The organism is Poriferisphaera corsica (assembly GCF_007747445.1).
Lineage (GTDB): Bacteria > Planctomycetota > Phycisphaerae > Phycisphaerales > Phycisphaeraceae > Poriferisphaera > Poriferisphaera corsica.
In genome coordinates this window covers 3,514,334-3,540,374 of sequence record NZ_CP036425.1, presented here as the reverse complement: position 1 = coordinate 3,540,374, position 26,041 = coordinate 3,514,334, and the positions used below count along the sequence as shown (strand labels likewise).

The 26,041-nt window shown below is 50.9% G+C and carries 18 protein-coding genes; 12 read left to right on the top strand and 6 right to left on the bottom strand.

The window, feature by feature from the left end:
• Positions 1-68: 68 nt before the first annotated feature.
• The 5 genes from KS4_RS14455 to KS4_RS14435 all read left to right on the top strand — a co-directional run bounded on the left by KS4_RS14455 (position 69) and on the right by KS4_RS14435 (position 5,905).
• A complete protein-coding gene (locus KS4_RS14455) occupies positions 69-794 on the top strand; it encodes a type II secretion system protein (RefSeq protein ID WP_145079643.1) in 726 nt (241 codons plus the stop codon).
• Complete coding sequence (locus KS4_RS14450) at positions 791-2,041, top strand: endo-1,3-alpha-glucanase family glycosylhydrolase (protein WP_200761302.1); 1,251 nt, start codon at positions 791-793, stop codon at positions 2,039-2,041. Before KS4_RS14455 ends, KS4_RS14450 begins: the two co-directional genes overlap by 4 nt.
• Before the next feature lie 782 nt (positions 2,042-2,823).
• The gene (locus tag KS4_RS14445) at positions 2,824-3,426 is read left to right on the top strand and encodes an ATP-dependent Clp protease proteolytic subunit (RefSeq protein WP_145079637.1); all 603 of its coding nucleotides are present in this window, start codon (positions 2,824-2,826) and stop codon (positions 3,424-3,426) included.
• A 112-nt stretch (positions 3,427-3,538) separates the two neighbouring features.
• A complete protein-coding gene (locus tag KS4_RS14440; protein ID WP_145079634.1) occupies positions 3,539-4,351 on the top strand; it encodes a hypothetical protein in 813 nt (270 codons plus the stop codon).
• A gap of 696 nt (positions 4,352-5,047) precedes the next feature.
• Positions 5,048-5,905 carry an ergot alkaloid biosynthesis protein gene (locus tag KS4_RS14435; RefSeq protein ID WP_200761301.1) on the top strand — a complete coding sequence of 286 codons (858 nt, stop codon included), beginning with the start codon at positions 5,048-5,050 and terminating at the stop codon, positions 5,903-5,905.
• Positions 5,906-6,353: 448 nt separating this feature from the next.
• On the opposite strand, the gene murJ is transcribed toward KS4_RS14435, so the two are convergent.
• On the bottom strand, positions 6,354-8,975 hold the full coding sequence (murJ, locus tag KS4_RS14430) for a murein biosynthesis integral membrane protein MurJ (RefSeq protein WP_145079627.1): 2,622 nt from the start codon (positions 8,973-8,975) through the stop codon (positions 6,354-6,356).
• 182 nt (positions 8,976-9,157) lie between these two features.
• Between murJ and rfaD the strand changes: the two genes are divergently transcribed.
• From rfaD to rfaE1, 4 genes are all read left to right on the top strand, one after another.
• On the top strand, positions 9,158-10,267 hold the full coding sequence (gene rfaD / locus KS4_RS14425; protein ID WP_200761300.1) for an ADP-glyceromanno-heptose 6-epimerase: 1,110 nt from the start codon (positions 9,158-9,160) through the stop codon (positions 10,265-10,267).
• Positions 10,268-10,959: 692 nt separating this feature from the next.
• Entirely contained in the window at positions 10,960-11,202 is a 243-nt protein-coding gene (locus KS4_RS14420; RefSeq protein WP_145079622.1) for a hypothetical protein, read from the top strand.
• Positions 11,203-11,949: 747 nt separating this feature from the next.
• Positions 11,950-12,087, top strand: coding sequence for a hypothetical protein (locus KS4_RS17710; protein ID WP_200761299.1), 138 nt, complete (start codon positions 11,950-11,952; stop codon positions 12,085-12,087).
• A 53-nt stretch (positions 12,088-12,140) separates the two neighbouring features.
• Complete coding sequence (rfaE1, locus tag KS4_RS14415; RefSeq protein WP_145079619.1) at positions 12,141-13,652, top strand: D-glycero-beta-D-manno-heptose-7-phosphate kinase; 1,512 nt, start codon at positions 12,141-12,143, stop codon at positions 13,650-13,652.
• Positions 13,653-13,799: 147 nt separating this feature from the next.
• On the opposite strand, the gene KS4_RS14410 is transcribed toward rfaE1, so the two are convergent.
• The 3 genes from KS4_RS14410 to KS4_RS14400 form a co-directional block, all read right to left on the bottom strand.
• Positions 13,800-14,735 (bottom strand): XrtA system polysaccharide deacetylase, encoded by a 936-nt coding sequence (locus KS4_RS14410; RefSeq protein WP_200761298.1) that lies wholly within the window; start codon positions 14,733-14,735, stop codon positions 13,800-13,802.
• A 180-nt stretch (positions 14,736-14,915) separates the two neighbouring features.
• Entirely contained in the window at positions 14,916-15,890 is a 975-nt protein-coding gene (locus tag KS4_RS14405; protein WP_145079613.1) for a hypothetical protein, read from the bottom strand.
• Between the two features lie 481 nt (positions 15,891-16,371).
• Positions 16,372-17,973, bottom strand: coding sequence for a glycine--tRNA ligase (locus KS4_RS14400; RefSeq protein ID WP_145079610.1), 1,602 nt, complete (start codon positions 17,971-17,973; stop codon positions 16,372-16,374).
• Positions 17,974-18,317: 344 nt separating this feature from the next.
• Here KS4_RS14400 and arsS point away from each other — a divergent pair, with 344 nt between their 5' ends.
• Entirely contained in the window at positions 18,318-19,388 is a 1,071-nt protein-coding gene (gene arsS, locus KS4_RS14395; RefSeq protein ID WP_145079607.1) for an arsenosugar biosynthesis radical SAM (seleno)protein ArsS, read from the top strand.
• Positions 19,389-19,527: 139 nt separating this feature from the next.
• Here arsS and KS4_RS14390 read toward each other — a convergent pair whose 3' ends face one another.
• Positions 19,528-21,336, bottom strand: a complete 1,809-nt coding sequence (locus KS4_RS14390; RefSeq protein WP_200761297.1) for a family 43 glycosylhydrolase — start codon at positions 21,334-21,336, stop codon at positions 19,528-19,530.
• A gap of 596 nt (positions 21,337-21,932) precedes the next feature.
• Here KS4_RS14390 and KS4_RS14385 point away from each other — a divergent pair.
• On the top strand, positions 21,933-23,672 hold the full coding sequence (locus tag KS4_RS14385) for a SulP family inorganic anion transporter (RefSeq protein WP_145079601.1): 1,740 nt from the start codon (positions 21,933-21,935) through the stop codon (positions 23,670-23,672).
• Between the two features lie 575 nt (positions 23,673-24,247).
• Here KS4_RS14385 and KS4_RS14380 read toward each other — a convergent pair.
• A complete protein-coding gene (locus KS4_RS14380; RefSeq protein WP_145079598.1) occupies positions 24,248-25,045 on the bottom strand; it encodes a class I SAM-dependent methyltransferase in 798 nt (265 codons plus the stop codon).
• A gap of 496 nt (positions 25,046-25,541) precedes the next feature.
• Here KS4_RS14380 and KS4_RS14375 point away from each other — a divergent pair, with 496 nt between their 5' ends.
• On the top strand, positions 25,542-26,018 hold the full coding sequence (locus tag KS4_RS14375; protein ID WP_145079595.1) for a hypothetical protein: 477 nt from the start codon (positions 25,542-25,544) through the stop codon (positions 26,016-26,018).
• Positions 26,019-26,041: the final 23 nt, after the last annotated feature.

Below are 26,041 nucleotides of genomic sequence, written 5' to 3'. Positions count from 1 at the left end.
CGAAAGAGCCGTGACCACGCGTCTTTTTTACATGACAATATGTCCTATCTAATGCAGGGAGTGCGTCGATGAAATTTATCCGCCGTAACAAAGGCTTCACCCTAATTGAACTTCTCGTAGTTATATCAATCATTGCATTGCTGATCGGTATCCTTTTGCCCGCCCTCGGCGCCGCACGTAGAACCGCCCAGCAAATCGCCTGTGGCTCAAACATCCGCAACGTCATGACTGCTCTGTTCATCTACAGCGAAAATCACGAGGGACACCTCCCTCCTATGAACCTGATCGATGACGGCGATTACATCGACTGGTCAAAATTTATGCTCGATCAAGACCTACTCGGCAGCGGCGAAGTTTTTGAATGCCCCAGTGATGATGTCAACCGTCGTGACAATCTCATCGACATTCAAAACCGGTCCTACGGCGTCAACTCCATGAAGTGGAACCACGTCTGGCTCTCCGACAATGGCTACAAAACACCTTGGCCTAACTACACCGCAGTCGGCGTGACCTACAACGATCTCGGTACAGAAAAATTCGAGAACATTCCGCTTCACGTCTTCATGATCGGTGAAATCTACGACCGTCCCGGCATCGAAGGCTCAGCAACCAAAGTCGGCATCGCCGAGAACGAAGGCATGGATTTCCTCCCCGGTAAAGTCCACCCCGATCGCGGCGGCAACTACGGCTTCTCCGATGTCCACGTCGAATTCCTCCAATTCGATGAAGTCGACAAGTTCCGTGGCGACACCCCATACAACAACGACACCGGCGATCACTGGAAATGGAAATGAGGCCCACATTGAAGCAGTACCCAATCCCCTCTCTGACAATCATCATCAGCCTCGCCCTCACGCTCCTCACAACCTCACTACACGCACAAACCCTACAAAACAAGGCAGAGTGGAATGTCGCCGGCAACGGCCCGCATCTCATCGCTCACTACATGCCCTGGTTCGCAGTAACCCCCGAAAATCAGCCCAGCAACAAAATTTGGCAACACTGGCGCTGGGATGATCCCGCTCATCGCCGTGACCCTAACACCAAGTTAGATAACGGCCAACGCCAAATCTCATCCGTCTACTACCCCGCCATCGGCCCCTACAGTTCGTACGATCGCTCTGTCATCCGTTACCACATCAAAACCGCACAAGCTATCGGCGTAAAAGCTTTCGTCGTCATCTGGTACGGCCCCGATACCCCCGACTCCGATCGCATCATCCCAATTCTCCTCGAAGAAGCAGAAAACCTCGATTTCAAAATCGCCATCTGTTACGAAGAGAAAATCAATTGGGCTCCATACCGTGACCCCAAATCTCGCAGCGAGATCGTCAAGACCGCAACTGCCGACCTCGACTACATCCTCACCAATTACGGCACCCACCCCGCTTACCTCAAACGAAACAACAAGCCCTTCGTCATGCAATTCAATTACTGGGGCGAAGATGACCTCGGCCCGCGACAGATCCTCGCCGATGAATGGCAACAGATCTACACCTCACTCAATAACAACCTCTACTTCTGCCGTCAAAACCTCGACCGCCCCGACCTTCACGGCCCGCTTCAATCTGCATTCATGTGGTTCAAGCCAAACCGCGATCATTGGGATCAGGACTTCAAGCATTTCAGTCAAACCGCTAACAACCTCAAAGCTCAAAACAAACTTGATTTCTTCATGACCGTCATTTGTCCCGGCTTCGATACAACCAACGTCTGGGGTTGGGGTGGTGGTCCCCGTGTTCTCGAACGCAATGGCAACGATATCCTCGAATACACCATGTCCCGCGCAAGTGAAGGCAACCCCGAACTCATCCAACTCATGACTTGGAACGATTGGGAAGAAGCTACCGCCATCGAGCCCTCCCGCGAGTTTGGCTTCGACTACCTTGACGCCATCGAAAAATGGTGGAGCAACCAAACCGGTCGCCCCGTCGATCTCAAAGACAATCGCGCACCGTTGCAGGAGTTCATCAACAACATGACTCCGCAGCAAAAAGCTGAGTTCCCTAAAGCAGAACAATCAAAACTGCTCAAGAACTAACTCAAGAAAAGCTCAGCAATACGAGCTGTCGCGAGCTTTATCCTAAACCATAAATAAAGTAGGTGATCGGCATATCCACCCTGTGCCGGTCACCTTACTTTTTATATCGATCCCAGCATCAATCGCCGTTCACCACATATCTTCTTTCATAAGATTCCACGCATTGATGATTCCCACTCAGATCTCAATCCGTTACGATGAACCAACAATAAGAATCAAAATATTTCAAATTTATTTGTTGATGGCCATGTCGAAAAATTTGATCCCGATGATTTCATACAGGAACTCGAAAACATCAAAACACAATCCGGCATGACTTGGCAGGACTGCATCGAGGCCAATCGCAACCCAAAACCTTAAAGCGAATAAGCGTCAAAAGAATATGCAATCACTCACCAGCGAATCCAATGAACGCTTCTCCTGCTGAATGAGGAAAATAAAGCACAAAAACCTGCCATATGCAGGTTTTTTCATATTTAGATTGAAGCCACTTTCGCATCCGCAAGAAATAGATTAGTAGACAGGGATGTTGTTAAATTATCAGGACCTTGCCTGATCCGGCAGATAATATTGGGACGGTGTATCATACTGGCCGATATATCAATATCTGTTTGGAGATTTTCGGCGATCATGCGCCCGCATCACTTGTTGATAGTCCGCAAGAACGCAATCGATAATCACGACAGTCTTGGATCAATGGCCAATAATATCGGGCCGCATCCAATTTAAATGGATAAATACACAAAGAAGCTGATACCAAAAATCGCATAAAAGGAACGAGAATGCCTCTGGTACCCACAGTTATCGAAAAGACCGGCCGCGGCGAGCGGGTTTACGACATCTATTCACGTCTGCTCAAAGACCGAATTATTTTCCTCGGCGGCGCCGTGACCGATGAAACCGCGAACCTTGTTGTCGCCCAGCTTTTGTTCCTTTCCAACGAAGACCCCAACAGCGACATCCACTTCTACGTCAACAGTCCCGGTGGGTCTGTGACCGCTGGTATGGGTGTCTATGACACCATGCAGTTCATCCGACCCAAAGTCCAGACCTACTGCATCGGCCTCGCCGCCTCAATGGGCTCCGTCCTATTCATGGCTGGCGCCAAGGGTTCTCGGCACATGCTCCCCAACAGCCGCGTGCTGCTTCACCAGCCACTACTCGGCGGCGTAAGTGAAGGACAAGCGACCGACCTGTCGATTCAGGCCGCTGAAATGCTCAAGACACGTGAACGCCTGTACAACGTGATGTGCGATCACACCGGCCAGGACTTCGACACCATCGCGCGTGATTGTGAACGCGACAAATGGCTCGACGCTCAAGCCGCTGTTGAGTATGGTTGTGCTGACGATGTTCTCAAGCACTTGCCAACTGACAACGACTAATTGCCAAAAGACGCGAATAGGCGTCATTAGGCTATAAAGCGATCATCAGTTGCGATGCAGCTGAATAAAGGGACGACGCATGACCAGCGTGAATACGCAACATGATCAACGTATGATTTTCAGTCATCGATCGATGATGAGTGTGCTGATGCTGTTGTGTGCCGCGGTGATATTGTCCGGCTGTAGCGTGAAGATCGGCGGCGGTGACAAGAAAGTCAGCGAAGTCATCGAAGAGAACCTTGAACTGCGTAAGCAGGTGAAGGAACTGGACGAGCAGTTGGAACTGCGTATATCGGAAGCGAAAGCGCTTCGACAGCAGATCAATGCGGGCAAGGAGCCGATTCCCGGCGCTGAGCCGCCGGTTCTGAGCCGTATTAAACTTGGCAGGTACAGCGGTTCGATCAGCGATGATGGTGCGGTCGGCGATACGCAGGTTGTTGCGTATGTGCAGACGGAAGATCAGTTTGGTCGGATGTTGCCGGTCGCGGGTGTTGGAACGATGCAAGTTGTTCTGATTCCCGATGATGGTGAGCCGCGGATGATCGTTGAGAAGCGTATTAATGCGAAAGAGTGGCGCGAATCGTATCGCTCGAATTTTACTGGGACGCATTACACATTGCGGGCCGATTTGCCATCGGATATGCCGATGGGCACGTTTGATGGAACGCTGCGGGTCACATTGCGGCAAGCAGATACCGGCGCGGTGTTTTCAACCCAGTTGCCGATTAAGATCATGCGTCAGCCTGAGCCAGAATCGATCAAGCATGAAGCAGATGATGCTGAGGCGGTGAAAGATCAAGAGAATCATGCGGCGATCAATGCTGAGGCCTCTGAAACTGATGTTTCGGATGTTGCGGAAACGACGGCGGATGTTGAAGATCATGCGGCAGACGGTGAGAAGGGGATCGTGGCTGACGAGAAGTAATTGTTGGCTGTGAAATTTGATTTGAATGAACGCACCCGTGAACGAATGTTTGCGGGTGTTTTTTTGTTGATGGCGCGCACGTTTTGTTTGAAAGTTGGTTTTAAAATTTTGATTTAAGGTTGGTTTTTAGATGGTTCTATTCGCGGGTTAGTCGAGTGGATGATTGAAATTGTGAAGTTGGATGTGAAAAGTAAGAAGTTATGAAAATGGTGTGGCGGGTTTGTGCGCACAGATGTGGCGAATTAGTGATTTACCCGTATGCGTTTTTTCAGAAAATGGGCGCGTTATGTGTGAGAAAGGGTAAGTTTTGGTGAAAAACGCTTCGTGAATGATGAAAAACGAGGCGGTTTTTGAGGGAGTTTTTGGTTTTGTGCGCGCGGTATGTTTTTTTTTGCTGCGGGTTGTTGAGGGAGATGTTGGGAGGTGGAGGGGAAGTTGTAGGCGATTAAGTGTTGGGCTGCAGGACAACCCGCCACCAGCGGTGGCGGGCTTGGAGTGAGCCGTTTGTTGAGGAAAGGTAGGGTTGCAGGCGATTGGTGCGGGCTTGAAAGAGGGTTGTGTTGGAGGGTGTAAAAAGACTTGCGTGCTTGCTGGCTGATCGGGCATAGGGTGGAATCGTGAGGAGGTGGGTTTTAATATTGAGTGGACGGTTGTGACGAATGAAGTAGGGGCGGTTTTGTGAATGGAGATTATGTCATGGGCGATATTTTGCTGACAGGTGGTACGGGTAAGATTGGGCGGCGATTAGCGCGGCAGTTATCAGAACGTGGGTATAGTGTGCGGGTTGCGTCGCGAAGTGGGGTAGGGGTGGAAGGATGTGGTGATCATGTGAAGGGGATAAGGTTTGATTGGCATGATGAGGGGACGTTTGGGGAGGTGATTGAAGGGGTGGATGCGGCGTATTTGGTTGGGCCGGAGGAAGTGGCAGAGCCGCTGGATTTGGTGGGGCCGTTTGTTGAGCGGGCGGTGGAGGAAGGGGTGAAGCGGTTTGTGTTGGTGAGCGCGTCGCCGATCGTGAAGGGTGGGCCGATGATGGGGGGCGTGCATGCGTTTTTAGAGAAGTATGTGGAGGAGTGGGCGGTGTTGCGGCCGACGTGGTTTATGCAAAATTTTTCGGAGCAACATTATTGCCAAACGATTGTTGAGGAGGGACGGATTTATAGCGCGATGGGTGATGGGAAGGTGGGTTATATTGACGTGGAAGATATTGCGGCGGTGGGGTGTGAGGCGTTAATAGGTGAGGCGGCGATGAATCGAGAGTTGATTTTGAATGGGCCTAAATGTTTGAGTTTGGATGAGGTTGCGGGGTTGATTGGTGGTGCGATTGGGAAGCGGATTGAGCATGTGCGGCTGAGCGAGGGAGAGATGGCGAAGCGGTTTGAGGTGTTGGGGATGGCGGAGGCATATGCGCGCGTATTGGCGGGGATGGAGACGGATATCTCGCATGGGTCGGAAGATTATTTGTCACGTGAGGTGGAGATTGTGACGGGAAGGAAGCCGAGAGATTTTGAGGCGTATGTTGAAAGGACGAAGGAGGTTTGGGGCGAGGAGTGAGGAGGAGTGAAAGAGGTTGTGGTTTTTGGTGTTGATGTTGGGGTATGGGGTGGTTGCAGGCAATTGAGGATTGATTGTAGGACACCCCCGCACCGGCGGTGCGGGGCTTGATGTTGAGTACATGTGATCAATGCGCTGCAGGTCGGGGACGGGGTTGGAAGATGGGTGTGACGTAACAAGGTTGCAGGCAATTGAGGTGTGGTTGTAGGACACCCCCGCACCGGCGGTGCGGGGCTTGATGTTGAGTACATGCGATGAGTGCGCTGCAGGTCAGGGGCGGGGTTGGAAGATGGGTGTGACGTAACAAGGTTGCAGGCAATTGAGGATTGGTTGTAGGACACCTCCGCACCGGCGGTGCGGGGCTTGATGGTAAGTGAATGTGATGAGTGTGCTGCAGGTCAGGGGCGGGGTTGGAAGTGATGTGTGACGCAACAGGGGGGGGATGGGGTTAGACGGATTTTTTGCGGAGCCATTTGAGTTCGTCGACGCCGATGATGAGGGCGGCGGCGAGGTAGGTGGCGGCGCCGATGGCGATGGTGGTGAAGAGGATGATGGCGGATTGGGTGGCGGATCGGGAGATGGGGTCGAGGTAGAGGATGAGGCCGTAGACGATGACGGCCATGAGGAAGGTGAGGGTGAGGGTTTGTGTGATGCCGATGATGACTGTTTTGCCGATGGGGAGTGGTGTGTATTGGGTGATGTTTTTGATGAGTAGGCCGACTTGGAAGATGGCGGAGATAGCGGTGGAGTATGCGAGGCCTGCTGTGCCGAAGGGGAAGATGAGGGTGAGGTTGAGCAGTAGGTTGAAGGCGATCATGGAGACGGAGATTTTGAGTGGGGTGAGTGAGTCTTTGTGGGCGTAGTAGGCGCGGGTGAGGACGTGGGAGAGTGAGTAAGCCCAGATGGCGATGGCGTAGCCGATGAGGATGTGCGCGACGCGAGCGGTGTCTTGTGGAGAGAACTCGCCGCGTTCGAAGAGAAGTCGGGTGAGCGGCTCACGGACGAGGATGAGGCCGATGCCTGCGGGGAGTCCGAGGAAGAGTGTGAGACGGATGCCGTGATGGAGTTGAGTTTGGAATTGATTGCGATGTGGTTCGGTGGGGTCGCCGGTGCGCGAGGCTTGGATGACGGCGGCGGCGGTTTTGGCGAAGGCGGGGAAGATGGCGGTGGCGATGGCGATGCCAAAGATTGCGAGTGGGAATTGGTAGAGTCGCTGTGCGTAGTAGAGGGCTGAGACGGAGTTTTGCTGCATGGGGTAGTCGATGGATGTGTTGAAGAGGGTGGTGGCGGCGGAGGGGTTTTTGAGGAAGTCGGGGGTGGAGAAGATGAGCGCGATGAAGGTGTCGAGAAGTGTGTTGATTTGAAGGACGGCGAGGCCGATGAGCATGGGGAGCATCATGATGAGCATGGAGCGGAGGTGTTCGGCAGTGGAGCGGAAGTTGAGTGTGGGTTTGACGAGGTGTGTGAGTGTTGGGAGTAGGAAGAGGATTTGGATGATGCCGGCGGTGAGAACGCCGAAGGCGATGATGGTGGCGATGCGTGGTGCGAAGGCGCTGGGTTGGTTTGCGAAGATGAGTCCGCCGCAGACGGCGAAGCCGATCATGGTGAGGTTGAGGATGACGGGTGCGGCGGCGGGCGGGCCGAAGCGGTGGTGTACTTGGAGGATGCCTCCGATCATGGCGACGGCGCAGACGAGCGGCATGTAGGGGAGCATGATCATGGTGAGTTTGAGGATGAGGTGGGTTTTGTCGGAGTGTGTGAAGAAGGTGTTTGCGAGGTAGAGGGAGGCTTCGCCGAGGATTGTGATGGCGGCGAGGAAGGATGTGAGGAGAGCGAGGATGAGGTATGCGAAGCGTCGTGCGATGACGGGGTCGGATTCATTGAGGCGGGTGTAGTGGGGGATGAAAGCGGCGGTGAGGGCGCCTTCGCCGAAGAGACGGCGGAAGAGGTTGGGGATGATGAAGGCGACGTAGAATGCGTCGGAGATCCAGGTGAGTCCGAGTGCCCATGCGAGGATGGCGTCGCGGACTAGGCCGAAGATGCGGGAGAGGAATGTGAGGGATGAGACGATGAGCGCGTAGTTGATGAAGTGTTTGGGTTCGGTGTGTGATGAGGTGGGTGTGTTTGTGTTTGAGGTGTGAGGTTGGGATGCTGGGGATGTGAGGAGGTATGCGGCGGCGGGTTGTTTGAGGTGTGGGAGTGAGAATGATCTAACGGCGGCATAGATGGCCCAGAGAACGGTGATTGCGATCATGCCTTGGAAGTGTTTGAAGACGTCGGCGATTTCGACGCCGCGACCTGTGTATTTTTGGATGACTTCGATGATGGGTGCGGAGAGAGCCATGATGGCGAGGGTGATGAGGATGGAGCGTTTGGGACGTGATCGGCCGAGGGGCGCGGAAGCTGCGAGGAGAGTGGTGAGGGCGAAGCCCGCGAAGAGGTGCATGTCTTTGTCTTGTCCGCGATGGGGTTGAGCGTAGAAGGAGTAGAGCCAAGTGAGGATTTTGTTGCCAGACATTTGGAAAGTGAGGATGAGGAGGGTGGGTGCGAAGACGAGCCAGCTTGCGCGGGCGGGCCAGATACGCCAATTGGATTGACCGGGGTAGGGGAGGGGAGAGACGGTGATGAGGTAGACGGAGAGGATGCCGAAGAGTGAGGCGATGAGGTCGGCGTCGGAGACGGTGCGATCGGCGAAAGCTTGTGTGTATTCGTCGATGAATGCGTAGGCGGAGGCGAGGATGAGGGAGAAGAGGGATGTGGTGGCGAAGGAGGCGCGGGAGGTGAGGGGGCGGGCGCGGATGATGAGGTAGGTGAGGATGGCGAAGGCGAAGACGTGTAGGAATTTATCGAGTTGGAAGATTGAGGGTGGTGCGTATGGATCGGGTTTGATGAGGTGGAGTTTGGGGATGTGGGTGCTGATGGCGAGGAGGAGCCAATAGATGGGGAGGAGGAGTCGGGCGTGGCGAGTGATGAGGAGGTCGAATCGCTGGAAAAGATTGTGAGGGGGCGAGCTCGGCGGTGCGAGTGCGGCATCGGTGGTTGTGGATGTGGTGGGGGATTCGGGGTTCATAAGAATGGGAGCATTGTAACGGATATGGGATGAGGAGATAGTTTTGTGGTGAGGAAAATGGGAGGTTAAATGCAGTGATATGCGCGTTTTGCACAAATGTATGGGAGGGTGCTAGTGCTAGTTGCTAGTGCTAGAAACGTTTAGAATCGGAAGTGCGTGGGGATGTTGGATAAACGGCGGGTGTGGTTAGCTTTGAAAGGGAGGCATGGGGAGGTGGGAAGTGGGTGATGTGGGCGTGGCGTGGTAGAATGTTGGGATTGGATGATTTTACAGCAAGGGAAGTAAGCATGATCGTCGTGACAGGAACAAACGGGTTTATTGGTTCGAATATTGTGAAGACGCTGAACGAGCGGGGTGTGAGCGATTTGGTGGTTGTGGATGATTACCCGGAGTTACGTGGTGGGATGGCGAGCAAGAATGTGCCTGAGAAGGATCGGTACACGAAGGACATGCAGGTCAGTCGATGGTTGGATTTGCATGATCTGCATGCGTGGCTGGAAACGGATGAGGCGAAAGGGGGGATTGATGGGGTGATTCATATGGGGGCGTGTAGTGATACGACGGTGGCGGATCGTGATTATGTGATGGGGATTAATTTGAAATACACGACGAAGTTGTGGGAATGGTGTACGAGGGAGGGCGTGGCGTTTGTGTATGCGTCGAGTGCGGCGACGTATGGTGATGGTGGGCATGGGTATTCGGATGAGGTTGATCCGGTGGTGTATAAGCCGCTGAATTATTATGGGGAATCGAAGCATTTGTTTGACTTGTGGGCTTTGAAGCAAGAGAAGACACCGCCGCGTTGGGCTGGGTTGAAGTTTTTTAATGTGTACGGACAGCGGGAGCAGCATAAGGGGCGGATGGCGAGTGTGGCGTACCATACGTACAACCAGATAAAAGAAACGGGGAAGATGAAGTTGTTTATGTCGCATAAGGAGGGGGTTGATGATGGATGCCAGCGGCGCGACTTTGTGTTTGTGGATGATGTGGTGGGGATGACGTTGCACTTTCTGGATACGCCGGTGTCATCGGTTGCGGCGAATGGTTTGTACAATGTGGGAACAGGGAGTGCGCGGACGTTTTTGGATTTTGCGAAGGCTGTGTTTGTGGCAATGGGGTTGGAGCCGAAGATTGAGATTATTCCGATGCCTGAAGATTTGAGGGGGAAATACCAGTATTTCACACAGGCAACGATGCAGCGGCTTTTAGGAACGGGGTATGAGGAGCCTATTCACGAGATAGAAGATGGGGTTAAGAAGTATGTGGCTTATTTGGATGAGCTGAATGATTAACAGGATATTTTAATGGCCAAGACGGATACGGTCTCTGGCATTGAATGGACAGGCAACCGTTGTAAAGGGTTTTTATAATGACCTTCCGTGCGAATCATTGGGCCGATACGTGATATATACTTTCCATGTCGATTAGCAGTTATTGATTCCATTGGTTTGGATGGAAAGTAATCACACATTGGGTTCTAGAGAGTTGAAACGAGACGGCATGCAGTGATGTTGGCCGTTTTTTTTGTGGTGGCCGCAATAGAGGGGGGATTGGTGCGTTGAAGTGGTAGTGGTGGAAACGGGATAGGGTAGCCGTTCAGAAACCGTACAAAAAAGTCTTTTCATGGCGGGGTGAGTTCTCTAAAATGTGAGTGCAGTTCTGAAATCTTGTGATTGATATGCCGATCTATTTGGCTTGAGAATATTGAGAAGCTTGTTTTGTTTGTGATTTTGTGATTTTAAGTCGATATTTGAAGTGTAATGCGCTCTTTTGGATTTTGGTGAAGAGCGAATGATATAAGAATCAGGGTCAGATTGAGCGATCAAGGCGTGTGTACTTTTTCGGATGCACCTTTGGATGGGTGATTACGCACGTCTGCTGGTTGTGAGTTGAGCAGCATTGATTTGTGGGTTTGCTGTGAGCATGGCTGGCACGTTTGATGATGGCTACGTGTTCATTTCTATTTTGATACAGGAGCTTTCTGATGCTTCAATTACGAGATACTTGCGTTTACATTGTGAAGAATAATGAAGATATTGTGTACATCGGTATTACTGAAGATATTGATGGGGCGCGTAAAACACATGTTGAGACAGATCAACAGTTTACGGATGTTGTCGCGGTGACGGATGATTTGACTGCGGATCAGGCCGATCAGATCTGTGCGGATTTGATGGAAGATTATGTCAGTTCAAACGGTGGTGATACGCCGTTGTATAACAATTAGAGCGTTTTTCGTAAATACTCTCCGTGTTGGCCAGTTGGTCGTTACGTATTGATTGCTTGTAGAAGTGAACCTGCTGTCGATGATGTTTCTGCTTATACGGCAAGTCATTTTGCGAACTGCTCTATATCGGTTTTAAGTGGTCATGTACTGGCCAATAGGGGAAGAGACGCGCGCTGCTTATTGGGTCGTGGCGCGTTGATGGCACGTTTTGATTAACGTGTACACTTATCGTGATGACTGATGGCCGCGGTCTGTGAAGGTTGCGGCTTTTACTTGCGCGATGGGTTAGAGCGTGTGGTGTGTTTTAGAATGTCTGATTATTTGTAGGCCAAAAGATCAGCAGGTCAGTAAGCCAGTTAGTAGGCAATAGGATCAGCAGATTACAGGTCAGTAGGTCAGAAGGCAGGCAATAAAGCCATTAGGCTGCCAGGTTATTATGTAATTGAGGCAGTAGGTTAGAAGGTGAGAATGTCAGCATGCTTCAAGTTAATATTCTTAATATGTATGAGATAGAGTCAATGCGAAAGATAGATTGATGGGTGGTATCCAGCAACTTGCATACAGCTTGGTGTGTGTGATTTTTACAAGCATGCACTTTTGTATGCATGTCTTTAGAGCGTGTGTATGTTTTTATGTGTGATTGTGTCATGGTGTATGGCAGTGTGAGGATGATTGATGGGTGAAGTTGAGGGTGTGTGTTTATCGGTATGGGTGAGAATATGAGGGTGGAGCCTGAGATGTTGGTTGGTGAGTGACATGGGTGCGAATGGGATGGAGATTGGTCAGTGGGGCAGGGTGAGTGATGTGAGGGTTAGCGTATGGGGGGAGAGGGGGCGTGAGATTGAATTAAAGGTGATGGTGTCGCATGTGGCGGGGAGGGGGTAACATACGGTAGAATATGGTTTTGTATTGAGATTTCAGGCCACAGGGACACAGATATGAGCTTTGAGCAGCCATCAAATGAGCAGGTTGAAACGCTTCTTCGCGGGGCGCTGGGTAAGAAGATTGCGGTCGTAGGGGATGCGATGCTGGATGGCTATATCATTGGTCGGATTGATCGGATCTCGCCGGAGGCGCCGGTGCCGGTACTTGAGGTGGAAAAAGAGGATTGGAAATTAGGCGGGGCGGCGAATGTGGCGCAGTGTCTGGTGGCGTTGGGTTGTGATGTGCGGATGTGCTGCATTACGGGAGATGATCCGGATGGGCGGTTGTTTGCGGATGAACTGAAAAATCTGACGATTGATCCGGTGGGTGTGATTGCGGATGCGAGCCGACCGACGACGCGGAAGACGCGCGTGATTGCGAAGCAGCAGCAGGTGGTAAGGTTGGATCATGAGGTGACACATGAACCAGCGGCTGGGATTGAGAAAAAATTGATTACTCAGGTTAAGGCTGCGGCGAAATGGGCGGATGCGGTGATCTTGTCGGATTATGACAAAGGCGTGTTGACGGAGAGAGTGTGCCAAGCAGTGATTGAGGCGGCGAAGGGAGTGGGGGAGATAGGTGTGCCGGTGTTGGTTGATCCGAAGGTGCGGCCGTGGGCGAAGTATAAGGGTGCGACGGTTTTGAAGCCGAACCGTAAGGAGACGGAGCAGTATGTGGGGTTTGCGATCACGAATGATGTGACGGCTGAGGAAGCGGCGAAGCAACTGGCGAAGAAATTGAAGGCGCAGAGTGTTTTGGTGACGCGCGGTTCGGCGGGGATGTCACTGCTTGCCGGGAAGGGGAAAGCTCAGGGGCTGACGACGTTTAAAGCGGAGCAGCATGAAGTGTTTGATGTGACGGGTGCTGGGGATGTGGTGATTTCGGTGTTGGCGGCACTTTTAGCGGCGGGCGCGGATACGGGGACTGCGACATGGCTGGCGAATGTAGCGGCGGGGATCAAGGTTCAGAAATTTGGCGCGGCGACGGTGACGGGGCAGGAGATTTTGGATGCGATTGATTCGCAGACAACGGCGGTGGCGCGTGAGCTGGATTATGAACGGAAGGTGATGACGCTGAAGGAGGCGGCTGCGTTTGCGAAGAAGATGCAGAAGCAGGGTAAGAAGGTTGTGTTTACCAATGGCTGCTTTGATATTTTGCATTTGGGGCATGTGACGTATCTGGAGAAATCACGGCGGACGGGTGATGCGATGATTGTGGGGATTAATACGGATGATTCGGTCAAGCGACTGAAGGGGCCGGGGCGGCCGGTGCAGAAGGAACATGATCGGGCGCGGATTATTGCGTCGCAGGCGTGTGTGGATGGTGTGGTGTTGTTTGATGAAGACACGCCATACGATCTGATTAAGTCGGTGAACCCGGATATCTTAACGAAGGGCGCAGATTACAAGCGTAAGGAAGATATTGTAGGTTGGGATATTGTCGAGAAAAACGGCGGATCTATTCAGCGGATAGAATTGGTTGAGGGAAAGTCAACGACGAATTTGATTGAGAAGTCGAAGGAATAGATGGGGTAATTCCAATTATCTAGTGATTTGGTGTATTACGATAATTGTGCTAATCGTTTGATTTTATGCTGTCTAATAATTAGTTAGCACGGTTTGCAATCGCTAATATGGTATGTGTGTGGAGATGAAGTAGGGGGGGGGTGGAGGTTAGGTTGTGGACTCGAAGTTGAAATGAGGGGTGGTTGTTGTGGTTGTGGCGGCGGCGATATCGCGCATGAGTTGCCAATGGCTGATGTGGTTGCCGAAGCGACAGATGCGATCTAGTTTGTTGTATGCGGATCTAATACCACGATAGGTACGTATTTTGCCGAGCTTGCCGAGGGGGAGTTTGGGTTGTTGCTTGTCGAATTCCCAAGGGTGGAAGTAGAGGACGGCGGGGCGGCGAGATTTGATTGCTTGACGCATGCCCATCTTCATCATGGCTAGTGGAAATTGACGGAAATAACCGCCGCCTGCGACGGGGAGGTTGCGGTTGTTTGTGATTCGCCAGACGAGTGGTGGGATTTCGGTGAGTTGTTTGTTGGCGGGTGTGTTGAGTGTGTATGGCGTGGTGGGCGCGTGTGGGATACCGTATTGTGGGTGCTTGGTGGGGAAGATGGATGCGTCGTAGACGAAGCCTGCGTTTGCGATGACGTCAGCGGCCCATGCGGTTTGTTGTGTGAGTGACCAGGTGGGGGCGCGGTATCCGAGGATCGGTTGACCGGTAACATCTTCTAATCGAGACTTAGAGGTTTGGAGGTCGAGCGCGAAGGTTTGTTTGGAGAGTCGATGGATGCGTTGGTGCATGTTGCCGTGGCAAGCGACTTCGTGGCCGAGTTCTGTGAAGCGGCGAACCATGAGTGGGTGTTTTTTGGCGATCCAGCCGAGGGTGAAGAGTGTGGCTTGGATGTTGTGTTCGGCGAAGAGGCCGAGGAGGAGATCCATTTGTTGTTCGACGCGTGATTCGTGGCGATCCCAGTCTTCGATTTTAACGATGCGGTGAGCGGCTTCGATTTGGAAGTATTCTTCGACATCGATGGTCATGGCGCAGCAGGATTGTGCGGTGTTTGATGGTGTATGTGTTGTGTTGATTGATTGGTTCACGAGGTTGGCCGGTGTATGAGTTAGGGAGGCTGTCTGCGCGCAAGAACATAAAACGCGCATTGCACGTGATCATTATCGGTCAGGGGGTTGTGTTGCCGCCTAAGGAATTGAGGGCGTGTTTTATCGGCACAAAAAAGAGCCGGCATGAAGCCGACTCTTGCGACAGATGTGTGGCTATTGCTATTTGCGATTGCGTCTTAGGCCGAGTGTGCTGAGCATGATGAGTCCTGCTGCGATGGCACTTGGGGTTGGGACGATGGGTGGATTAACAGGAGGTTCAGGTTTTTTAGGGTCTTCGGGGTTCTGTGGCTCTTGGGGGTCGCTGGTAGTGGTGGGCGGGTTTGAGATGGATGGGATCGAAACGAGTCGATTTGAGGGCTGCAGAGGAGGCGTGGCAGAAGTAGCGATGCTGCCGGTGGTGGTGGTGCTTTCCGTGGAGGCGGGTGGTGCGGCAAAATTGAGGTAGATTGCGGAAAGTGGTTTGGATTGTTTGTATGTGATGTTGTCGATTGCGGTTGCGTTTTCAGCAAGATGCAACTCAACGCGTGTGAACTCGGAGGTTTTGAGGTCGTCAGCGGTGATGGGGCGGATGCGGTTTGCGGTTCGGCTGCCGAACTCGATTGTGGGGTCGTAGAGATCTTTTGCGGGGTTTGTGAAGTCTCGAAGTTTGACTTCTGCGACTTGATCGTTGCCGTTGTAAAAGACAGCTTTGGATTGTCTATCCGTTGGCTGTACGTTGAGCATATCGAAGCCAAACTCATCGATGGGGTGCGCGAATTCGAAGCTAACGGTGGCGCCGGGTGTGTTGGAAGATGTGGAGGTTTGGTTGGTTGGTAAAGCAGCGAGCGAGTTGCCCATGACGATGGTGTTTTTGAGATTTCCACCGGCCCATTTACGTTCGATGCCGTCTGCGCCTAAGAGGCCGTCGTAGTTATGCGAACTGACGCGTGTGTCGAATGCTTGGACAGCGTAACCGTTGTTCATGTTGACGTTTGAGACGGAGACATTTTTGAACGGTTGATCGACAATTTGACCGTTTTCAAGGTTTTCGAAATGGATGACATGATGCTCATTGCTTTGAGCGAAGGCGAGGGTGCCTGCGAGCAATGTGCATATTAATCCTGTCCCTGTCACAATCAGGTTTTGCATTTTCATGTGCTGAAGTTTCCTTAGTTGATGAGTCGGCACTGATACTGCTCACTGGGGCAAAATCGTTGTCCCAAATGGCATGCAATGCGGTCAGTGGATGTTGATGCTAAAACCGATGCATAGCGACCAAGCAAACAAGAGAGGCCACAAAATAAACGCAATAATATTCTTACGATGCTGCCAATTAAATTATACCCGATGATTTGAAGTTGCCTAAACTTTTCGTGTGTGTTGGATTGTATATGCGAGCTAACTGTCTTATTGACGTGTTTTTTACATGACAGATGTGTTCTTTGTGCAGTCGTCAGTCGGTTATGCGATGAAGTGTTTTATATTTGGAACATTATGGCGGTTGGTGATTTATACCCTCATGAATTGGGGAGATGCTTGGAGAGGTATTCATTTTGTGACAGACAGGGCAGAATGAGGATAAAAAAAGCCTCCTGTGAGAGGAGGCTTGTGTGTGGTTTATTGGAGGAGTGAGTGATTAGTCGCCCATCTTGTCGGCCATGAATTTTTCGACTTGGTCGATGTTGATGCGCGTTTGTTCTTGCGTGTCACGATCGCGGACGGTGACGGTTTGGTCTTTGAGTGTGTCGCCATCAATGGTGAAGCAGTATGGGGCGCCGGCTTCGTCCATGCGTGCGTAACGTTTGCCGATGGACTGCTTGGCGTCGTATTGGCATGTGTATTTTTCACGGAGCTTCATGTAAAGGTTCTGTGCGATCTCGGGCATGCCGTCTTTGTTGACGAGCGGGAATATGCCGGCTTTGACGGGAGCAAATTTCGGCTTGAACTTCATGTAGACTTTTGAAGCGCGTGTGTCGTCTGGTGTGAAAGCTTCGCAGAGCAGGACGAGGACAGCGCGGGTCAGGCCGCTTGCAGGTTCAATGACGTTGGGGATGTACTTGGTGCGCTTTTTGATCTCTTCCTTGTCGAGTCCTTCTTTCTGGAGGCGGACTTGAAGGTCTTGATCGAAGTACTGCATTTTGGTTTTTGAGTGGGTTTCGTGTTGCGTGAGATCGAAGCAGCCGCGGTGTGCGACGCCTTCGAGTTCGCCGTATTTGGGAGCGGTGAAGGGGTACTTGTATTCAACGTCGACACAAGCTTTGGAGTAATGGGCAAGCTCGTCATCATCATGATCACGGAAAATGAGGTTGTCGGTGTTGATGCCGAGTGATTCCCACCACTTCATGCGTTCGTTCTTCCAGAAGTCGTACCACTTGAGGGAGTCTTCGGGTGGGCAGAACCATTCCATTTCCATCTGCTCGAATTCGCGAGAGCGGAAGATGAAGTTACGGGGCGTCACTTCGTTGCGGAATGACTTGCCGATCTGTGCGATGCCGAAGGGCATTTTGACACGCATGGTGTCGACGACGTTTTTATAGTTGAGGAAGATACCTTGCGCTGTTTCAGGGCGAAGGTATGCTTTTGCATCTTCGTTGCGGATGGCGCCGACGAAGGTTTCAAACATGAGATTGAATTCGCGAGGTTCAGTGAGTGTGCCGGGTTGGGCGGCGTCTGGACCCCATACGAGCGTTTGCTGGTCTGAAGAGAGCAGGTTGTACTCGACGAGGTCATCGTGGGTGATGGGGAGTAGTTCGCCGCCGCCAGTTTTTTTGCAGAGTTTGCCTGCCCGTTTCTCGAAGTCGGCTACGGATGTGTCGCCGTCCATGACTGCGAGGAAGCCAAGGTCACGGACTTCACCGCCTTTTTCAGCTTTGGCTACGGCGCAGACGAGGTGGTCAGCACGGTAGCGTTTTTTGGATTCGGTGCAGTCGACCATGGGGTCGGAGAAACCGCCGACGTGGCCGGAGGCTTCCCATGTTTTGGGGTTCTGGATGATGGAAGAGTCGAGGCCGACGATGGAGACGGGGTCGCCGTCCGGGCCGATGGGTGGGCATTCGACCATGCACTTCCACCACCAATCGCGGATATTGTTTTTGAGTTGAGTGCCGAGTGGGCCGTAGTCCCAGAAACCGTTGATGCCGCCATAGATTTCGGAGGCGGGGTAGACGAAGCCGCGTCTCTTGCAGAGCGAGACAATTTCTTCCATCGATTTCTGTTCGGGGGCAATGACAGTAGACATTTTTCTAATCCTTCATTAGTGAGGGAGTTACAGACAGTGGCGTGTGCCCGCAAGACTTCCCCAAGTATCAATTCAGTCCCGTATCTTACCAGTAATCGACCTTCATCCCCAATCCCGAGTTGATTGGATGGTGTAATTCATGGAATCCTGACTCTCCGCAGTGTTATGTACCCAATTTAGGGGATCTCCCATCGTGCAAAAACTGTCAGGAATAAGACGATACACATAAGCGGTTAAGCCTTCGCCAAGCACATGACGCAGCAGCTCCCATAGGAGCGTAAGAGATACGACACGATTACGCCTGGTCGATATATTCGACACCACAAACAGCGAGCCGATTCATTATGACCCATTCGATTCACCTTCCCCTTCATGAACAACCGGATCAATTTGCATCAAGACTCGCAGCCGATGGGCAGCAGCTTGTGCGTGATCAATTGACGACGTTGCAGCTTAACCTGGGCAAGATGTGTAACCTTGCGTGTCATCATTGCCATGTTGAGGCTGGGCCTGGCCGAACTGAAATTATGTCTCGTCAGACCATGGACCATATTTTGACGTGGCTAGATCTTTACAACGATCAATTGCAGATATCGGTTGCGGATCTGACTGGAGGCGCACCGGAGATGAACCCGCATTTTTCATATCTGGTTACTGAACTTAAAAACAGAGGGTTGCACATTCTTGATCGTTGTAACCTGTCGATCTTATTGCAGCCGGGGTATGAACATTTGCCTGCATTTTTGGTTGACAATCATGTGGAGATTGTTGCGTCCATGCCGTGTTATCTGCAAGAGAACGTGGATAAGCAACGCGGGCTTGGCGTGTTTGATGAATCTATTCAAGCGCTGCATCTTCTTAATGCACTTGGCTATGGTATGCCGCAGTCTAGTTTGCGGTTAGATTTGGTCTATAACCCGGTTGGTTATGGTTTGCCGCCTGCTCAGCCGGGGCTTGAAGCTGCTTATAAGGATCAGCTTGCGAAGAACTATAACATTCATTTTAACAGTTTGTTTACGATCACAAATATGCCGATTAAGCGGTTTGAGCATTCATTGATTCGAGATGGGCAATATGAAGCGTATATGGAGAAGCTGAAGGGCGCACATAATAAAGACAATGTTGCGGCGGTGATGTGCCGATCGTTAGTGTCGATTGGTTATGAGGGGGCGGTTTATGATTGCGATTTCAATCAGATGATCCAGATGCCGCTTGATGGCCCGCCGCCGGTTGTGCCGCCGCAGAATGCGGCGAAGACTGAGAAGCTGGATGCGGAGCATTTCACGGAGCGCAACAGTAAAAAGATTTGGCAATTCACACCAGATGAGTTGTTGGGCAGGCACATCCGAACAGCATCGCACTGTTTTGGGTGTACGGCTGGAGCAGGCTCTTCTTGTACGGGTGCGCTAAATTAATGTGATCGTCACTGAAGAGGTTTGAAATGAAGTTTCATCTATCAGCGGCATCGCAAGACTTATTGCAAATATCGCGCATAAAAAAAGAGGTGCTTTGTTAACACCTCTTTCACGCATGTAACAGTGCGTATCAACCTGCTTATGGAGTGGGTATGTCGGTGAACACGGGGCGATACCCATACTGATTGCCTGTCGGTTTGAGTTCTAAGCCGACCATGAAGGTGGCGCGTCTCGCGTTTTCGCCGATCAAGGCATGGAAGGGGAAGTAATACAATCCGTCAGAATGCTTGAGTAGGCCAGCATGTCCGGGGCCGGGCATACCGATCTCTTCGCCCAGTATTCGATTGCCTGGCGGTTTGACCCACGGGCCTCGCGGCGATCGTGAAACGGCATACCCGACAGCATATTTGTTGCTGAAAAACGGATTGCCTGAATAAAACATGATGTACCAGCCGTCATGTTTGATGACCGAGGGGGCTTCGACCCAGTTGCCGCCTTCCCAAGGCAGATCGGGTTCCATACAGAAACTAGATTCACCGATCACGCGGCCATCATCGCCAAGCTCGGCAACGAGGATGCGGCTCTTGCCAACATCTAAATAATCCAAAACGTAATAGATGTATCGTCGCCCATCATCGTCGACGAAGCCTTCGATATCGATTGTAGCCAGGCCGATATTGATCAGCGGGTCTTTGATCGCAGAAGAAACTTCTTTGAAAGGGCCCAACGGGCTGTCGCCTACAGCGCGACAAATCCGCATTGATTCGCGGCCGCCTGAGTGTGGAATCGGGCCTTTGCTTGTGTAGAACAGATCAAACTTTTCGCCATTGGGGATAATTGAGGGTGCCCAGAACCAATGTGTGCCCCATGAATCTTTGGTTTTCTTAAAGATCCCTGTGTGCTTCTTCCAGTTCTTGAGATCTTTAGATGAGTAGGCATCAAAACCATTCGGGGCGCCTGTGCCTGAGATATAGAACGTATCGCCAGCCTTGATCATGCACGGATCCGCGATGTCTTTAACGAGTTCACGGATTTCGATGTCGCTGGACATCCGCTCTGCTTGAGATTCGTCTAGGTCACGCTCTTGTTTGGATCTTTTGTAGCCGACAAACTCGCGGACGTTCAGTGCGCGGCTTGTGATTCGAACCTCATCAATCCATCCTTGCTGTACCCATTGACCTGGTGCCAAACGAAACATGCCTCGGCCAATCGTCCAGCCGCCTTTGCTTTCGATCAGCCCGCCTTTAATACCGTCAACATTGGCTTCCATACGGTAGCCCTTGCCGCGATCGACAAACAGCTTGAGTGTTTCGCCATCACATACCGCAGCCAACCAGACCCACGCGTCTTTGGGCAGTGGTGTTTGGCTCGCTGCATTATGAAAATTACCTTCACGGTCAAAGATCTGTATCGCAGGAGCATGCTTGACCGTATCTTCTTCGGTTCGTCCCGCAATCGTGAGCTGAAGCGGCGCATTTCCCATCTTTTTCACCGGCTGCCCATCTTTGCCAACAATGACTTGGAACTCGTCATTGGTCACTCCGATGCTCTGAATGCGAACTGCGACTTCAAGTGTGAACGCTTTGAGTTTGGTTTTTTCCAGTGGCCCGCCGAAGGTGTAAAGATCCTGCATCCCAGTGAAATGCATGGACTGATTGTTGCTGATATTTTTCTGGAGCTTGATCGCTCCGACACGCTGTGAGAATGTGGGCGAAGTGTCAGGTGGGTAGCGGCGTACATCCGTGTTAAATGTACGCAACCTATTGTTGTTACCCGTGACATCACTCACCGTCTGGCCAGTGGCTGGTTGAGCGTTTGGCTCATTATTGAGATTCGTTAATGGCTTGCCATCCTCAAATCGCCAATACGCCAAGGTATCCGTACTCTTACCTTGGACGATACCCACCCCAGACAATGACAACACAAAAGCAATAAAGTATTTCCGCATCAGTAATCCGTTGACCTCATGTGAAAGGATCATATTTTGTCGATGTGATCATTAATAAATGATGAACTTAACGATGCTATTTTAATACATAGGAGTGGTTTTGAACCTGTTTCAAATACACTCTTCAATGACTTGTTTCCCAAAAAATGATGCATTTGCTTCTCGAATAGATGGATTTCATTGTGAATGAGGTCAATATCCTTTATGTGTTGGGTAGACATTCGTGTCATGCCTCAGTTCATGATTTGCCCACATCGAGAGTAAACAGCCTACAAATCAGCCATTTGCGCGATGATTTGTCCTGCGAATCAGTGCGTCACACCTTTGACCCGAGCCTCCTGCAAGGGTATATTTTGGCCCCCCCCCATACCTATTCCCTGACGCCTGTGTGGGGAGCACAAATCCCAAGGTATCTGTGTTTATGACATCCACAGCCGCATGCGAACGCGGACGGTATCACTCTTGACCGATGCCGATCGAAGCGATATTTATATTCGTAAATGGCTGATATTGCTGTTTTTATGGGTGTTTGGTGGCTGATAGATCAATAAGATTTCCCAATTATGCGCACGAATCGCGCTGGAGAAACAATCCGTATGTTCAGTTTATTCTTTAAACAACCAGCGTCCTACAAAGACGACATCCTCTCTGGCATCACCGTCGCACTGGCGCTCGTGCCTGAGGCTGTGGCATTTGCTTTTGTCGCGGGTGTCTCGCCAATCATGGGCCTCTATTCCGCATTCATGATTGGCCTCATCACTGCCATTTTCGGTGGCCGCCCTGGCATGATCTCTGGCGCCACCGGTGCCATGGCTGTGGTTGTTGTCGCTCTGGTCGCTATGCATGGCGAGCAATATCTCTTTGCTGCGGTCATTCTCGCAGGTCTAATTCAAGTGCTTGTTGGGCTATTGCGTCTCGGTAAGTTCATCCGAATCGTGCCGCACCCTGTCATGCTTGGATTCGTGAATGGTCTTGCCATTGTTATCTTCATGGCTCAGTTCGAATCCTTCAAAATCCTCGGCTCCGATGGATTCAAACACTGGATCACCGGCCCGAACCTCGGCATCATGCTGGGCTTGGTCGCGCTCACGATGGGCATTATCTTCTTCCTTCCCAAGCTCACCCGAGCAGTTCCCGCCTCGCTTGTCGCGATCCTCGTCGTGACCGGCATCGGTATTGGCATCAACACTTTCCAGCCATTCGGTAACGATATCAAAGCCAATACCGTCTATGATGTACTCAACGATTCGGTCAAAGCACAATCTGTAGTCCTCGCGCAACGCGAAATCAAAGAAGAAGCTGAACAGATTGCCTACGAGCAAGGGCATCAAGCCGCTGAAGGCAAGGACGTTTTGACTCAAGAACATATCGCCGCCGCGATTGCCAGTACCCCAGAACAGAAAATCAAAGGCGGGCTCCCCACACTTGTCATCCCAAAAATTTTGCCTGACGGTATCTTTACCTTTGCCGGCCTTTGGGCTGCAATCCTCATCATCCTCCCGTACTCACTCATCCTCGCAGGTGTCGGCCTCATCGAATCGCTCATGACCTTATCACTCATCGATGAGATCACCGAAACGCGTGGCCGCGGTAATAAGGAATGCGTCGGGCAGGGGCTCGCCAACGTTGTCTGCGGATTCTTCGGCGGTATGGGCGGTTGTGCCATGATCGGCCAGAGCCTTATCAACGTAAACTCCGGTGGTAAAGGTCGTCTTTCCGGCGTCGTTGCCGCCGTCGGACTCCTCTGTATTGTTCTTTTCCTTGGCCCATGGATTGAAATGATCCCGATCGCAGCTCTCGTCGGTGTCATGTTCATGGTCGTTGTCGGAACTTTCGAATGGGCATCGCTCAAGATGTTCAAGAAAATCCCGCATGAAGATCTCTTTGTCATCATTCTTGTTGCGGGCTATACCGCCATCATGCACGACCTCGCCACCGCCGTCATTTTAGGTGTTGTCGTCTCAGCCCTCGTCTTCGCATGGAAGCACGCAACCAACGTTGGAGCCGATGTGAAGTTTGATGAAGTGGGACAAAAAATCTACCAAATGCACGGCCCCGTTTTCTTCGGCTCAGTTCACTCATTCCGAACCATGTTCGATCCCAAAGACGATCCCCGTGTTACCATCATCGACTTCTATTACTCGCGCGTCTACGACCAATCCGGTATGGAAGCAATCCACAAACTCGCCGAACGCTATCGTTCAGAAGGTAAAGTCCTTCACCTGCGTCACCTCAGTGATGAATGTCAGGCGCTCCTCAGTAAAGCCGGTGATCTTGTCGATGTGGATGTCTCAAATGACCCACATTACCACGTTGCCACCGATCGCCTAGGCTAGCCTTTGCTTAGTTGAAGAAATAGAAATATTGAGATTGTTAAGGATCGCTAATCGATAATTAGTGATCCTTTTTTTATTCAACATGAACAGTCATCGATCGATTGATCACGTAAAACATGAAATATGTGTTAGCATTATGCAAGATCAGTGCCCAGGCTGAATAAAACCCCATATTTCATATTTGACTTGCAAAATGCGAACTGAATGCTCATAAAGCAGCAGTATGCTTCTCGTCGATATGGTTGATGGGTAAGGCGTTAGGCAAGGATTGGGAAAGGATGGGGAGTGAGTTGATGGGGGGTAAGGGTAAGCGGTGGGGGGAGATGGTGGATGGTTTCCAATGAAAATTAAAGAGCCGTTCGTATTGATGAAGAGCAGCGAAAAGCTTGGCTAAGCTATCGGTCTTTTCGTTTGAAAGGTTGTGATGTTTTACATCAGTAGCATAAAACCTGCGCGATTGGTACGCGGCTCGTCAAACGATACAAACATGGAATAGGAGAAATAGTATGTTTATAGGTAGTAATGGCTTTTCGGGTGTTACCGAAGCACATGCAATGATGAAAGCAATGCAGGAGTTAGGTGAGCGTGGCCGCAAACAGCGTCCAAGCCGTCTCCTCGGTTTGTTCAAAAAGCTCAGGGTCGAAGCCGCTTCGACTGAGCAGCGATGCCCAGGCTGCAATGGAGAAGAGTCCACAGAGATGGATGTCGTGCTCGACCGTGGCGAAGTTTGTGCGTAAATCCGTGATGTGATATTCGAGATGCATCTCAAATAGATCGTCATCAGTATCAGGATCAATCACACGGGTAGTATACGTCACGTCTAACTCACGGCTAGACTGGTGATCCGTTGCTGACTCACCTGATTCAAATGTTTCAGTCGTATACGTCGGCGCAACAATCAATAACCCATGCGGTTTCAAATTTTTGCGTGCATTCTCAAACGTCAACAGAATATCTTCTTCGGTGGTGAGGTAGTCTATCGAATCGTGAATCAAAATCACGTCCTGTTTTTCCTCAAGCGATACATTCCGCATGTCTGTCGCAACACAAATCACGCCCGGATTTAAATGCTTGCAGTGATGCAGCATATCCTCAGAAATATCGACAGCCGTGCATTTGAAATGATCACGCAAGTGAAACAGCGCATGCCCGCCCCCAGCCCCAAGCTCTGTAATCAGCAATTGTTCACCAGCTTCATCTGCCGCCTTCACTTGCCCACTCAGCTTGTCCTCAATAACTTGCTGTAAGATCGACGTTTCCGCAATGTAATTATCCGGCGGCGACAGTAGCGGCCACAAATAAGCCAAATCATGGTACAACCGATTATGCGTCGGTTTATCGCGCTGTTGGTGATGTTCTGGGTTGCTGCACATAAAGCAGATTGTAGTATTGATGAAGCTGATTGGCGATGTGATCTAAGAAACTGTTGAATGTATTGATAAATCAATCAAGATATGGAATCATATCCACAAGTGTCATGAAAATTAATCCAACAATGATTGTGGTAGACGAATGTGGTTTTTCTTGATATTTGGAATTTTTATTTGGCTGCCCGCATTGCTTGGCCTAGTGTTGTTGGCAATCTTCCTGCTTTTCGATATGTGGGGCAGTTGTACCTACGAGACCACATTGAATGGGGAGGTTTTAACACAAAAGCGGCATTGCTACCTCATAACAGCACTTGTGCTAACTGCGATTCTATCAATTCTGATTATCATCGGTTTTCTTCGAATGATACATGTTCTCTGATATGGTGAATTCTATCATCGCATAATCCTCAGTAGCATGTGAAACATGAAAATATATGCGTTCTACATCGTCTATCTTATGTAAGATGTTATGTAACCTCACGCAATGGAGAGACCAGCTATGACGATCAATTTTTCTTGGGGCGGAATGATCATCCTCTCATTACTGCTCATACTGATGGGCGGCGTTATCCTCGTTATTCTCGGTTTCACATGGAAGCGTACCAACCTCAAGCATGAAGGCAGGGAAGGCGAATCTATCTGCGGCCATTGCGGCTACATCGTCCTCGGCATTGAACACATGATATGCCCCGAATGCGGCAACGACCTCCGCAAAGTCGGTATCGTCAAAGTCGGCAGCGAAAAGAAACGTCGCACCGGACTCATCTGGGGCGGCATCGTAATGATCATTTTTTCACTGATCTTATTCTTCTTATTAACGTTTACTGTTGTCAAAACTCAGACAATTCAGACCGTTCCGCCGCCAGTCAATATCACGACGAACAAAGTACAACCCATCCAACCAACGCAATCGCCTAATTCCGAGCATCAAAATGCAACGACCAATCCGACGATGAATGAAAGTGTATCGGAATGATTGCCCCTCACGGCCTGCATAAA

Coding starts and splice junctions, on each gene's coding strand:
- KS4_RS14455 (WP_145079643.1), top strand. CDS start 69: ATGAAATTTATCCGCCGTAACAAAGGCTTCACCCTAATTGAACTTCTC.
- KS4_RS14450 (WP_200761302.1), top strand. CDS start 791: ATGAGGCCCACATTGAAGCAGTACCCAATCCCCTCTCTGACAATCATC.
- KS4_RS14445 (WP_145079637.1), top strand. CDS start 2,824: ATGCCTCTGGTACCCACAGTTATCGAAAAGACCGGCCGCGGCGAGCGG.
- KS4_RS14440 (WP_145079634.1), top strand. CDS start 3,539: ATGATTTTCAGTCATCGATCGATGATGAGTGTGCTGATGCTGTTGTGT.
- KS4_RS14435 (WP_200761301.1), top strand. CDS start 5,048: ATGGGCGATATTTTGCTGACAGGTGGTACGGGTAAGATTGGGCGGCGA.
- murJ (WP_145079627.1), bottom strand. CDS start 8,975: ATGAACCCCGAATCCCCCACCACATCCACAACCACCGATGCCGCACTC.
- KS4_RS14420 (WP_145079622.1), top strand. CDS start 10,960: ATGCTTCAATTACGAGATACTTGCGTTTACATTGTGAAGAATAATGAA.
- rfaE1 (WP_145079619.1), top strand. CDS start 12,141: ATGAGCTTTGAGCAGCCATCAAATGAGCAGGTTGAAACGCTTCTTCGC.
- KS4_RS14405 (WP_145079613.1), bottom strand. CDS start 15,890: ATGAAAATGCAAAACCTGATTGTGACAGGGACAGGATTAATATGCACA.
- KS4_RS14400 (WP_145079610.1), bottom strand. CDS start 17,973: ATGTCTACTGTCATTGCCCCCGAACAGAAATCGATGGAAGAAATTGTC.
- arsS (WP_145079607.1), top strand. CDS start 18,318: ATGACCCATTCGATTCACCTTCCCCTTCATGAACAACCGGATCAATTT.
- KS4_RS14390 (WP_200761297.1), bottom strand. CDS start 21,336: ATGCGGAAATACTTTATTGCTTTTGTGTTGTCATTGTCTGGGGTGGGT.
- KS4_RS14385 (WP_145079601.1), top strand. CDS start 21,933: ATGTTCAGTTTATTCTTTAAACAACCAGCGTCCTACAAAGACGACATC.
- KS4_RS14380 (WP_145079598.1), bottom strand. CDS start 25,045: ATGTGCAGCAACCCAGAACATCACCAACAGCGCGATAAACCGACGCAT.
- KS4_RS14375 (WP_145079595.1), top strand. CDS start 25,542: ATGACGATCAATTTTTCTTGGGGCGGAATGATCATCCTCTCATTACTG.